The organism is Kaistella sp., from assembly GCF_049588135.1.
Lineage (GTDB): Bacteria > Bacteroidota > Bacteroidia > Flavobacteriales > Weeksellaceae > Kaistella.
Window position 1 is genome coordinate 1 of sequence record NZ_JBAVFG010000010.1, and the last position, 13,159, is coordinate 13,159.

General features: G+C 34.8%; 13 protein-coding genes. 4 read left to right on the forward strand and 9 right to left on the reverse strand.

Features of this window, described 5'->3' with window-relative positions; translation table 11 throughout:
- The 3 genes from WBY99_RS00710 to WBY99_RS00720 all read left to right on the forward strand — a co-directional run.
- The coding region (locus WBY99_RS00710) for a serine hydrolase domain-containing protein (RefSeq protein ID WP_423974433.1) at positions 1-1,004 on the forward strand (1,004 nt) is incomplete at its 5' end.
- A gap of 182 nt (positions 1,005-1,186) precedes the next feature.
- Positions 1,187-2,089, forward strand: a complete 903-nt coding sequence (locus tag WBY99_RS00715) for an ABC transporter ATP-binding protein (RefSeq protein ID WP_423974434.1) — start codon at positions 1,187-1,189, stop codon at positions 2,087-2,089.
- Positions 2,090-2,148: 59 nt separating this feature from the next.
- Complete coding sequence (locus WBY99_RS00720) at positions 2,149-3,465, forward strand: ABC transporter permease (RefSeq protein ID WP_423974435.1); 1,317 nt, start codon at positions 2,149-2,151, stop codon at positions 3,463-3,465.
- 176 nt (positions 3,466-3,641) lie between these two features.
- On the opposite strand, the gene sucD is transcribed toward WBY99_RS00720, so the two are convergent.
- From sucD to WBY99_RS00765, 9 genes are all read right to left on the reverse strand, one after another.
- Positions 3,642-4,514, reverse strand: coding sequence for a succinate--CoA ligase subunit alpha (gene sucD, locus WBY99_RS00725; protein ID WP_423974436.1), 873 nt, complete (start codon positions 4,512-4,514; stop codon positions 3,642-3,644).
- 83 nt (positions 4,515-4,597) lie between these two features.
- On the reverse strand, positions 4,598-5,503 hold the full coding sequence (locus tag WBY99_RS00730; protein ID WP_423974437.1) for an LpxD N-terminal domain-containing protein: 906 nt from the start codon (positions 5,501-5,503) through the stop codon (positions 4,598-4,600).
- Between the two features lie 17 nt (positions 5,504-5,520).
- On the reverse strand, positions 5,521-6,084 hold the full coding sequence (gene efp / locus WBY99_RS00735; RefSeq protein ID WP_423974438.1) for an elongation factor P: 564 nt from the start codon (positions 6,082-6,084) through the stop codon (positions 5,521-5,523).
- Between the two features lie 78 nt (positions 6,085-6,162).
- Complete coding sequence (lpxA, locus tag WBY99_RS00740) at positions 6,163-6,951, reverse strand: acyl-ACP--UDP-N-acetylglucosamine O-acyltransferase (protein ID WP_423974439.1); 789 nt, start codon at positions 6,949-6,951, stop codon at positions 6,163-6,165.
- Entirely contained in the window at positions 6,952-8,349 is a 1,398-nt protein-coding gene (locus WBY99_RS00745; RefSeq protein WP_423974440.1) for a bifunctional UDP-3-O-[3-hydroxymyristoyl] N-acetylglucosamine deacetylase/3-hydroxyacyl-ACP dehydratase, read from the reverse strand.
- Positions 8,342-9,373 carry a UDP-3-O-(3-hydroxymyristoyl)glucosamine N-acyltransferase gene (gene lpxD / locus WBY99_RS00750; RefSeq protein ID WP_423974441.1) on the reverse strand — a complete coding sequence of 344 codons (1,032 nt, stop codon included), beginning with the start codon at positions 9,371-9,373 and terminating at the stop codon, positions 8,342-8,344. Before lpxD ends, WBY99_RS00745 begins: the two co-directional genes overlap by 8 nt.
- A 60-nt stretch (positions 9,374-9,433) precedes the next feature.
- Entirely contained in the window at positions 9,434-10,645 is a 1,212-nt protein-coding gene (locus WBY99_RS00755) for an HD domain-containing protein (RefSeq protein WP_423974442.1), read from the reverse strand.
- A 26-nt stretch (positions 10,646-10,671) separates the two neighbouring features.
- Complete coding sequence (locus tag WBY99_RS00760; RefSeq protein WP_423974443.1) at positions 10,672-11,037, reverse strand: helix-turn-helix domain-containing protein; 366 nt, start codon at positions 11,035-11,037, stop codon at positions 10,672-10,674.
- 1 nt (position 11,038) lies between these two features.
- The gene (locus tag WBY99_RS00765; RefSeq protein ID WP_423974444.1) at positions 11,039-11,335 is read right to left on the reverse strand and encodes a type II toxin-antitoxin system HigB family toxin; all 297 of its coding nucleotides are present in this window, start codon (positions 11,333-11,335) and stop codon (positions 11,039-11,041) included.
- Between the two features lie 353 nt (positions 11,336-11,688).
- Here WBY99_RS00765 and WBY99_RS00770 point away from each other — a divergent pair.
- A partial coding sequence (locus tag WBY99_RS00770) for a PglZ domain-containing protein (RefSeq protein WP_423974445.1) occupies positions 11,689-13,159 on the forward strand: 1,471 nt, incomplete at its 3' end.

The window sequence follows — 13,159 nt, forward strand, 5'->3', positions numbered from 1 at the left end:
CCATAAAACCTCTTAAAGACTGGGAAATTTCAACAGATAAAATTGATATTTCAAAAATTGAAGAACTCAACAGAAAAATAGCATCCAAAACCTATAAAGATATCACAAGTATTGTCATCATTAAAGACGGCAAACTTTTAATGGAAGAATATTTTAACGGAGCAAATAGAAAATCCCTTCATGATATGCGATCTGTGGGAAAATCTTTCGCTTCTACTCTTTTAGGACTTGCTGTTCAAGACCATTTTATAAAAAGTGAAAATCAAACTTTAGGTGAATTTTACCATCTTAAAAACTTTAAAAATTATTCCCCTGAAAAAGAAAGCATTACTTTAAAAAGCTTATTGACAATGAGTTCTCCTTTTGACGGTTCTGACATTAATTCTGAATCACCAGGAAACGAAGAAAATATGTATCCCACAAAAAATTGGGTTGAATTCACTTTAAATCTTCCTATTGATAAAACAAAATTTGCAGAAAAAAGATGGGATTATTTCACCGCTGGAGTTGTTGTTTTGGGCGATATTGTTCATCAATCGGTTCCAAATGGTTTAGCAAAATATGCTGATAAAAAATTATTTCAGCCACTCGGAATCACCAATTACAAATGGCAGTTTACGCCTCAAAAAGTAGCAAATACCGCTGGTGGAATACAATTGCGCTCATTAGACTTCGCAAAATACGGACAGCTATATAAAAACAAAGGCACGTGGAATGGCAAACAAATTCTAACGAAAGAATGGGTAGAAAAAAGTTTATCCAAACAAATGACCATATCAGAAGGTGAATATTATGGTTATTTATTTTGGAACAAAACCTATACTATTGATGGTAAAGATTATGAAGTATATTATTGCAGCGGAAATGGTGGCAATAAAATAATCATTTTCAAAGACCAACCTCTTGTGATTGTTGTTACTGCAACAGCATACAACACGCCTTATGGACATAAACAGGTTGATAAAATCGTGCAGGATTATTTGATACCTGCGATCACGAAATGAGAGAAAGAAAACTAATTTCTTTTAAAGTAATTTAAAGAAGGTTTATTTTGGAACAAGAAAATATGACGGTTTTTGAAGAGCTCATTTCGTAAATCGGAAAGTCTTTTTGAAGAGCATAAAATAAAGTCAAATTTTCCGTAACTTTTCCCTCTTTTAAAGGACTAATCTATAAAATCATTTCGATGCTGAAAGCTGAAAACGTTACCAAAACCTACAACGCCGGGAAAAAACTGGCACTCGAAAATTTTTCCATTGATGCTCCCGAAGCCAGTATTTATGGACTTTTGGGTCCAAATGGCGCTGGAAAAACTACTTTCATTAGAATCATCAACCAAATTACGCAAGCCGATTCTGGCGAAGTTTTTATCAATAATCAAAAGCTAAATCCTGAGCATATTCGACAAATTGGTTATATGCCGGAAGAACGCGGTTTGTATAAAAACATGACGGTTGGCGACCAGCTTTTATATTTTGGAGAACTGAAAGGCATGAGCAAAAGCGACGCACTTTCCCAAGCAAAATATTGGTTCGAACAATTGGAAATCGACCAATGGTGGAAGAAAAAACTGAGCGAACTTTCCAAAGGAATGGCGCAGAAAATACAGTTTGTAGTAACGGTTTTGCACCGCCCGAAATTGCTGATTTTAGACGAACCTTTCTCGGGTTTTGATCCGGTGAATGCGAATTTAATTAAAGACCAAATTCTGAAATTAAAGAACAACGGAACCACGATTATCCTCTCGACTCACCGAATGGAAAGTGTGGAAGAAATGTGCGATTATGTAGCATTAATCGATCATGCAAAGAAAATTCTGGACGGGAAAGTTTTTGATGTTCGCGAACAATTCAAGAAAAATATTTTTGGAATAACGCTTTCTGATGTGAATGAAGAAAAATTTGAAATCTTTAAAAATCAATTTGAAATCAACGATTATTCCACTGAAAATCATTTGGTTTCATTCGATTTAAAAAACGATAACGACCAAAATATTCTGCTGAACGAATTGATGAAAGTAGGGAAAATTCGCTCGTTCGACGAGAAAATTCCGAGTATGAATGAGGTGTTCATCAATGCTGTAAAGTAGTTGATTGTTCTCATTTTTTTCAATTCTAATTTCTAAATTTCTAACGTATAAAAATTTATATGAAAAATATATTTCTCATCACCAAAAGAGAATATCTCACGCAGGTAAAGAAAAAATCTTTTGTCATTTTCACGCTTCTCGGTCCGATTTTGATGATTGGTTTCGGTCTTCTGATTGCCTTTATGTTTAAAGCAAATGAAAGCACAAGTACCTTTAATGTCGTTGATAAAAGTGGACTTTTTGTAGGAAACCTTAAAAGTACCAATCAAATTAAATATGTTTTTGTACCTGCGGTAAATGAGAAATCTTTAGTCGCAACCTTGAAAGATATGGATGGTATTGAAGGTTTACTGATTATTCCTGAATTGAAAGATCAAAATTACGATGCTTTACAAAAAGACTCCAAATTACTCATCAACAAAAAAATCGGCTTTGATACCAAAACAAAAGTAGCATCAGACTTAGCTAAAATCATACGGACAGAGAAGATTAAATCACTGGGTATTTCAGAAAATCAAATGAAAAATCTGGATGAAAATTTTGAGCTTAACACTCAGAACGTTGTAGACAATAAAAGTTCTGACAACGATTTATCTTTCGGAGTAAAATCTGGATTAGCAATGGTTTTGATGTACGCAGTTTTCATGTTTATCATTATTTACGGCGTTCGGGTGATGCGCAGTGTTTTGGAGGAAAAAAACAATCGCGTGGTAGAAATCATTATTTCTTCGGTGAAACCATTTGAGTTGATGATGGGAAAAATTCTAGGGGTAACTTTGGTTGCTTTAACGCAATTCTGCATTTGGATAACGATGTCTGTCATCGGTGCATTATTTCTAAACACGGGATTTTCTGCGCTAAAAAATCAAATTCCAGGTGGTGAACAATCCACCGAAATGATTCAGAAATTCGACTTTCAGCAAATCGCAGGAGAGGTTTCACATATTCTTTTAGACATGAATGTTGCGCTCATTATTGGCGTATTTATCGTGTTCTTTTTACTGGGTTATATTTTTTACAGTTCGATGTATGCGGCAATCGGTTCTGCAGTTGATAATGAAACCGAAACCCAACAGTTTACCATGTTTGCGATTATTCCATTGATGGTTGGAATGTATGGAAGTTTTACGATTATGAATAATCCGGAAGGTCCACTCGGATTTTGGTTATCGATGATTCCTTTTACTTCACCTGTTGCAATGATTGCCAGAATTCCTTTTGGAGTACCGGTTTGGCAAATTATACTTTCAGCTTCATTACTTTTAGTTTCAACTTTATTAATGATTTATATCGCTGCAAAAGTCTATCGTGTTGGGATTTTGATGTACGGAAATAAAGCATCTGTAAAAGAACTTTGGAAATGGATTAGAAGTTAATACCAAGAAAAATCGATAATTTTTAAGATAAAAAATTCCATCAAAATTAATTGATGGAATTTTTTGATTATTGAAAATAGAACTTAATCAAACACATAGAACTTGTCAGACTTTCTCTTCAATGTTCGAATCGACATGTATTTAACTCATTAATATTTTGCTTTTTATTTATAATTTTATCCTAGAACTTTGGCAACAGTAGCACCGATTTCCGCTGGGGAATCTACCACGTTGATTCCGTTTTCTCTCATGATTGCCATTTTCGCTTGAGCAGTATCATCATCACCACCTACAATTGCACCTGCATGACCCATTGTTCTCCCTTTAGGAGCAGTTTGTCCTGCGATAAATCCAACAACTGGTTTTGTAGAACCGCTTGCTTTGTACCATCTTGCCGCTTCAGCTTCTAAGTTTCCACCGATTTCACCAATCATTACAACCGCTTCGGTTTCTGGATCGTTGATGAATAATTCCAAAGCTTCTTTGGTTGTCGTTCCGATAATTGGATCGCCACCGATTCCGATTGCGGTAGAAACTCCGTAACCTGCTTTTACTACTTGATCAGCAGCTTCATAAGTTAAAGTTCCTGATTTAGATACGATTCCTACTTTTCCTTTTTTGAAAACGAAACCTGGCATAATACCAATTTTTGCTTCATCAGAAGTAATAATTCCTGGGCAGTTTGGACCGATTAAACGAGTCTCTCTATCAGCGATATAAGCTTTCACTTTTACCATATCTTCAACAGGGATTCCTTCAGTAATACAAACGATTACTTTGATTCCTGCATCGGCAGCTTCCATAATCGCATCTGCAGCAAATGCTGGCGGAACGAAAATAATAGAAACATTTGCTCCAGCTTTTTCCACTGCATCAGCAACGGTATTGAAAACTGGTTTTCCTAAATGCTCAGAACCACCTTTTCCTGGAGTTACTCCACCTACTACATTTGTTCCGTATTCGATCATTTGACCTGCGTGGAAAGTTCCTTCATTTCCGGTAAATCCTTGTACGATTACTTTAGAATCTTTGTTTACTAATACTGACATTTTTTATTTTATTTTAAATTTATTGGTATCTATTAATAAGTATTGCAAAAATACTTATTAAATATTAATTTTTTGAAATATTGCTATTTCATATTTTTCACTTTAACTTCTTTTCTTAGATAGTCTCTAAACTCTTCTGCAAGCTGACCGAAATAGGTTTTCCCACCGGCTAAATCTTTATTTACCCCTGTTTTACCTAAAAGCACGGCTCCCTTTCCGACACGATTTCCCGACGCTATTCCGACCTGTCCCCAAACCATAACTTCGTCTTCTATAACACAACACCCAGCGATGGCAGCATGTGAGGCAATCAGCACTCTTTTTCCGATTAATGTATCATGACCAACTTGAATAAGATTGTCTAAAACAGAACCTTCACCAATCACTGTAGAATCGGTAACTCCACGATCGATGGTACAATTATTTCCAATTTCAACATTATTTTCAATGATGACATTTCCGACTGAAATCAAACGGTCGAAGTTTCCATTTAGTTTTCTGTAATAAAAGGCATCTCCACCCAAAACCGTATTGGATTGAATGATCACATTATCACCAATTTCCGTGCGATCACCAATTACTACATTGGGGAAAATGATACAATTATTTCCGATTTTCACATTATTACCAATAACTACAGAGGAGTGAATCTGCGTTCCGTCTCCTACTTCTAATTCGTGAAGGGTTTCGCCGAAATTGGTAATCTTTGTGAAGTGGGTATTTATTTTATTAAAATCTCGGAAAGGATCATCAGAAACCAACAATGCTTTTCCCGGTGGACAATCAACTTCTTTATCAATCAAAATAATAGTCGCAGCAGAATTGAGTGCTTTGTCGTAATATTTTGGATGATTTACAAATACGATTTCACCACTTTTAACCCTATGAATTTCATTGGTGCCTAGAACCGGAAAATTTTCGTCGCCGATCATTTTAGCGCCAATAATTTCTGAGATTGTTTTGAGGGTTTGTGGTTTTGTAAAAATCATCGATATATTTTGCTAAATTATTTTACTCTTTCTAAGTAAGATCCGTCTTCTGTATTTACTTTAATTTTATCACCAGCTTCGATGAACAAAGGAACCATTACTCTAGCACCTGTTTCTACGATTGCATTTTTCAAAGCGTTAGTTGCGGTATTTCCTTTTACGCCTGGATCTGCTTCAACAACTTCTAAATAAACCGTTGGTGGAATTTCAGCTGAAAGTGGAGATTCATCGCTATCTTTCAAAATGATGGTAACTTCTTCACCTGCTTTCATAAACTGAGCGTTTTCAATCATTTCTTTGTCAAGATAGATTTGCGAGAAATCTTCATTATTCATAAAGTGATATCCGTTATCATCTTCATATAGATATTGGAATTTTCTGGTAATCACTTTAACCTCATCGATTTTGTGACCTGCAGAAAAAGTATTATCCAATACTTTACCATTGGTAACCGACTTCATTTTTGTTCTTACGAAAGCTGGACCTTTCCCTGGTTTTACGTGTAAAAAATCAATAATTTTGAATATATCATTACTGAATTCGATACACATTCCTTTTTTAATATCGTTGCTTGTTGCCATTTATTTTTGTTGTAATTATAGTATTATCATAGGATTTCAACCTATTTTTATGAAATCATTTGGGATTTTTGATTTACCTTATTCTTTACCAGAGCCATATCCTTTTACGATTCCTCTTGGCGAGTTCCTAATGAACTCTAGAATCTCGTCGCGTTCGGCGGTTGGTAGCATTTCTTTTTCAATATAAGTTGCAGCTTGAGAAACATTCATTTTCATTTGAAAAACAGCGCGATAAATTTTTTGGATTTCAAAAATTTTATCATTGGTAAAGCCTCTTCTTCTAAGACCTACGGAATTTATTCCTGCATAAGTCATTGGTTCACGAGCGACTTTTACATAAGGAGGAATGTCTTTTCTTACTAATGTTCCTCCGGAAATCATGACGTGTTTGCCAATTTTACCAAACTGATGTACCGCAGAAAGACCGCCCATCACCGTATAGTCACCAATTTCTACGTGACCTGCAATTCCACAACCATTAACAATGATGACATGATCGCCAAGAATACAATCGTGAGCAATATGAGAAGTCGCCATGATAAGACATTCCTTACCAATTTTGGTATAACCTAGGGCTTTTGTTCCGCGATTTACGGTGACACATTCTCTGATTGTAGTTCCGTCACCGATGATTACTTGGGTATCTTCACCATCAAATTTTAAATCTTGAGGGATTGCTGAAATAACAGTACCCGGAAAAATTCTACAGTTTTTTCCGATTCTTGCACCATCCATAATAGTTACATTGGAACCAATCCAAGTACCTTCGCCTATTTTCACATCACCTGCAATCGTGGTAAATGGTTCTATGGTAACGTTTTTACTAATTTTCGCTCGTTTATCAACGGCTGCTAATTGATGAATCATTTAGTCGAGTTTATTTTTGGCCACTTGCGCCATTAGTTCTGCTTCAACCACAACACTGTCCCCAACATAGCCGTAACCCTGCATGTGAACAATACCTCTTCTAATCGGTGAAATCAATTCTATTTTAAATACCATCGTATCTCCGGGAACTACTTTTTTCTTAAACTTTACTTTATCTATTTTAATAAAGTAAGTTGAGTAATTTTCTGGATCAGGAACACTGGCAAGGACTAGAATCCCTCCAGTTTGTGCTAATGCTTCTACCTGTAAAACTCCTGGCATCACAGGCTCTTTAGGAAAATGCCCAACGAAAAACGGTTCGTTCATCGTTACATTTTTTAATCCTACTACGTGAGAGTCTGACAATTCCAAAATTTTATCAATCAATAAAAATGGTGGTCGGTGTGGCATCAATTTCATAATTCCATTGATGTCGTAAACCGGTTCTTTATAAATATCGATATCGGGAACGTTTTTCTTTTTCTGTAATTTCCACTGTCTGTTTAATTTCTTCGCAAACTGGGTATTTACAAAATGTCCGGGTTTATTTGCAATAACTTTTCCTTTAATTTTAACACCAACCAAAGCCAAATCGCCAATTACATCGAGTAATTTATGACGTGCCGCTTCATTTGGATAATTCAAAGTAAGATTATCTAAAATACCATTCGGACGAATAGAAACCTCATCTTTACCAAAAGCCTTTTTTAGTTTATCTGCGGTATCGGGTGTTAATTCTTTATCAACATAAACGATGGCGTTAGAAATATCACCACCTTTGATTAATCCGGCATCTAAAAGCATTTCTAATTCGTGTAGAAAACTAAAAGTACGTGCGGAGGAAATTTCAGTTTTGAATTCCGAAATATCTTTTAAAGTTGCATTTTGAGTTCCTAATACTTTAGTCCCGAAATCAACCATCGTCGTTACTTCATAGGTGTCAGATGGAATAATTGTAATTTCTGAACCAGTTGCAGGATCGCTGAAACTTAATACTTCTTTTACAACCAGATATTCTCTGGCTGCACTTTGTTCTACGATTCCTGCTTTCTCGATTGCTTCTACGAAAAATTTAGAAGAACCATCTAAAATAGGAGGTTCTGCACTATCCATTTCTAAGATGGCATTATCGATATCACAACCTACCAAAGCAGCAAGTAAATGTTCGCAAGTATGGATTCTGACTCCCAATTTCTCCAGAGTTGTTCCTCTTTCAGTAGTCGTCACGTAATTAACGTCTGCTTCAATATGAGGATGCCCTTCCAAATCTGTTCTTACAAAAACGAAACCTGTATTTTCTTTCGCAGGTTTCATGGTAAGGGTTACTTCACGACCAGTATGCAGTCCTATTCCGGAGAGAGAAATCTCTTCGTTTAATGTTTTTTGTTTATCACTCATTAGTATTATCTTTTGAGTTATTCTCAAGATTATTTATTCGTTTAACAATATCGGTAAAATTTCTGAAATGCACATAATTTCTACGGTATTCACTTGCATTGATGGCAGGTGAGCCGTACAGCGTTTCACCGTCTTTGGTGCTAGAATTCACACCACTTTGTGCTTGTATTTTTACTTGATTACCGATTTGGATATGCCCTACAATACCGACTTGACCGCCGATTTGATTCCAATCACCAATTATGGTAGAACCGGCAATTCCTGCTTGTGCGGCAATTACATTGTTCTGACCAATTTTCACATTATGAGCAATTTGGATTAAGTTATCGATTTTGGTTCCTTTTCCAATAATTGTTGATCCGATTGTTCCTCGGTCAATACTACAGTTGGAACCAATTTCCACATGATCTTCTAAAATAACGTTTCCTAGTTGTGGAATTTTCTGGTAACCATCTTTGGTTGGTTGAAATCCGAAACCATCTGAACCGATTACGGTATTAGAATGAATGATACAGTTATCTCCGATTACGCAATAATCGTAAACTCGAACTCCACTATATAAGACACAATTTTTACCGATCTTCACATTTTTACCGATAAATACTTGTGGGTAAATTTGGGAACCATCTCCAATTTTCACTTTTTCAGAAACACAAGTAAAAGCACCTACATATACATTTTCTCCTACTGAAGCTGATTCATGAAAAACCGCTCCATCTTCAATTCCAGATTTACGTCCCTGCATTTCTTGATACAGATTCATTAAAACCTGAAATGCTAGATAAGCATCTTCTACAGCAATAATAGTGGGTTGATAAGATTTTTCGGATAAAAGTTTCTCGGAAACAATTAGAACCGAGCATTTCGATTGATCAATATGCTCTGCAAATCTTTCTTGCGCGACGAAGGAAAGATGACCCTCTTCTCCACTTTCTATAGGTGATACTCCCGTGATTAGCGCGTGCTCATCCCCAATGATTCGTCCGTTAATAAAATTTGCAATCTGCGATGCGGTAAATTCCATATCCTGCAAAGATAATAAATTCCCAAATATTGCAAATCATTTAGGTGACAAAAAATTGCTTTAAATTTCTCGAGGAAATGATAAAATATACTTGGTATTCAATTGATTGATAAAGGAAGAAAGAATTTGATTCTCAGAATGGTCTAGCGTAATTTTCTCCCCATTCTTTTGTAGTAAATAAATTGGTTGGTCTTCTTCATTATATGGCAAAAGATTTCTAGAGATTTGATCCACCAATTCCAAACCAATACCTTCCCCAAAAAAAAGATTCGTTTTAGCGATTTTATCATCTATAAATTCACCTTCAAAAGGCTTTGACGAAATCAATGTTTTCGGAAATTTTCTCTGAATAACACAATTGCATAAATAAGATAAAACAACATCTTCATTTTTTGTCCAGAATTTTATCGCCTGAATCACATCGTTATCATCGAGTTCTGTAAAACGTTGAATGTCTTCTTCAGTTGCTTTCTGAAATTCATTTTTGTAGAGAAAATAAGCCAAGTTTTCTGAAGCTGGAAGCTGCTTTCCTTGAGAAACCAAAAATTTAGCACGACCCAAAATTTTCACCAAAAGATATTCTGCCAAAGCAGAAGTCTTATGATAATACACCTGCCAGTACATAAACATTCGCGCAGTTAGAAAATTTTCGATGGAGTAAATTCCTTTTGCATCGATTACCAATTCGTCATCGGAAACATTCATCATCGAAATGATTCGTTGGGTATTTACATTCCCTTCGGAAACTCCGGTGTAGAAGCTGTCTCGTTTCAAATAATCCAAACGATCAACGTCTAATTGTGAAGAAATTAATTGATTGAAAAATTTTCGATTATATTTCCCTTGAAACATTTCTATCGCCATCGAAAGTTCGCCGTTGAATTCTTCATTCATTTTATTCATCAGCAATAGCGATAGCTTCTCGTGATGCCAATCGTCCATCAACATATTTTCTAAAGCATGAGAAAATGGACCATGACCAACATCGTGCAATAAAATCGCCAACATTGCTGATTTTTCTTCTTCTTTTGAAATTTCAACACCTTTTAATCTTAAGGTTTCCAAAGCGGTAAACATCAAATGCATTGCGCCCAAAGCATGATGAAACCTTGTATGTGTTGCTCCCGGAAAAATTAAATTTAAAAGCCCCGTTTGTGAGATTCGGCGTAATCTTTGAAAATACGGATGTTCGATGACATCAAAAAGAATTTCGTGAGGAATACTGATAAATCCGTGCACCGGATCGTTGATGATTTTGAATTTATTGGTCATGAATTGTGATTGAAAATTAATAAAAATTATACCCCAAGAACAATGGCAGGATCTATATTAAGCCTTTTGCTGATGATGCGCCCAGTTTTTAAAGTTGGTTCGCTTTTTCCTGTAAGATATTCACTGATTCGAGATTGGCTGACTTCCAAAAGTTCCGACATTCGTTTTTGCGTTAATCCCAATTCGTACATCCGAAGTTGCAAAACATCTTGCAATTTCGGTTCTCCGATTGCAAAATGAATTTCCGAATAATCGGCAACTAAATTAGACAACAAATTAAGTTCAATGTAGTTCCTATCGGTTTCTGGAGTAGTTTCATCTACCAAAGGAAGCAGTTCTTCTACTCTTTCAACTGCCCAATTATATTGTATTTCGGTTTCTATTTTAGTCATTTTAAATGGTTTTAATATCCTTTATTTTGTCGTATTCTTTATGATTTCCAATGAAACGGATAAAAATAAATTTCGGAGTAAATTTCACCACTGCCACCAATCTAAAATCATTTCCTTTAATATTGAAAACATAACGTTGATTTCCGATATAATTTACACTGTCGAATGTTTTTTTAATATCTGCAAAACACGTCCAATCACTTTTTTTCACTATACTTACCCATTCCTGAACAGCGGTTTTGGCTTCCAAATGTTTTTCAATAAACTGTTTCAGAGTTTGTTCTGTAAAAATTCGCATGAATCTTAGAATTTAACACAAAGGTAAAAACAAATATCCAAAACACAAATAAATTATTTGAAAAATAAATTTTAATCCGATTCAAAAACGACTTATTTTATATAAATTAAGTCAGTCAAGTGACTTATTTAACAGAAACATCTGTCCTCGTTTTCTGATTTAAGATTATTTTTCTAATAAAATTCAAACTGAAATTTTGGAACGAACTTCAAAACACACCCAAATAGGCAAATAATTAACGCAACTTTAACGTGTACTTAAAGTAAATTTGGCATTGTTTGGTCGTATTTTTGGTGTGTTAAACAAATGTTCGAAAACATTGAAATTATTATTATAAACATTGAAATTATTATATGGCAAAACTCATTTGGATAGATGATGAAGTAGATTTACTAAAACCGCATATTGTATTTTTAGAAAACAAAGGATACCAAGTTTCCCCTGTAAACAACGTGAACGAGGCCTTAGAAATGATTGAAAAAGAAAATTTTCAATTGGCTTTACTCGACGAAAATATGCCAGGGATTTCTGGTTTGGAAGCAATTCCTATGATTAAAAATATCGATTCTGCCATTAAAATCGTGATGGTGACGAAGAATGAAGAAGAACTGATCATGGAACAAGCCATCGGTTCACAGATTGCTGATTACATTTTGAAACCAGTAAATCCGAATCAGATTTTACTTTCATTAAAAAAGAATTTGCAAGAGGAAACCTTAATCGAACAAAAAACCATTCTAGAATACCAGCAGGAATTTCGCAATCTCTCAATGGAACTTTCTTATTTGAAAACCTATCAAGAATGGGCAGAATACTATAAAAAAATTCTGAATTGGGAAATCAAATTCGATAAAGTTTTCGACAACGAGTTTTCAGATTTACTACAATCACAAAAGGAAGAAGCCAATATTCAGTTTTCTAAATTCATTGAAAACAATTATGAACATTGGTTGAATTCATCAGACAAACCGATGATGAGCCACACTTTATTTAAAGATAAAGTAAAACCAGAAGTAGAAAAAGAAAAGGTTTTATTATTAATGATTGATAATCTTCGGTACGATCAATGGAAAGTCATCGAACCTCTTTTCACAAAATTTTACAATAAAACTTCTGAAGATTATTATTACAGTATTTTGCCAACCGCAACACAGTATGCAAGAAACGCTTTCTTTGCAGGATTAATGCCCTCTGAAATTGAAAAAAGATTCCCACAATATTGGATTAACGATAATGAAGATGGCAACAAAAACGAGCACGAACGCGATTTTTTAGAAGATCAAATGAAGCGTCTCGGTTTGTCTGGAAAAAGTATGAAATATCTGAAAATTTTAAATTCAGATTTTGAGCGCAAAATTTTAGATGATTTTAATCAACACAAAACCAATGATTTATTGGTAATTGTATATAATTTTATTGATATTTTGTCTCATGCAAAAACCGATAATGTTATCGTCAATCAATTGATTAGAGATGATAAAACTTTCAGATCTTTAACTTACAATTGGTTTGAAAATTCATCTTTACTCAAAATCATTAAACAAGCCGCCGAAAATGGTTTCAAGCTCGTTATTACCACTGATCACGGAACTATTTATGTGAAAAAACCAAGTAAAGTGGTTGGCGACCGAGAAACATCGACCAATATTCGCTATAAAACAGGTAGAAGTTTAACTTACGAAAACAGCGATGTATGGGCGATTTCTAATCCCGAGAAACTTTTTTTACCGAAGGGGAATTTAAGTTCAAAATACATTTTCGCTAAAAACAATATTTTTTTGGCCTATCCGAAAAACTACAATCATTTTGTGAACTATTATAAAG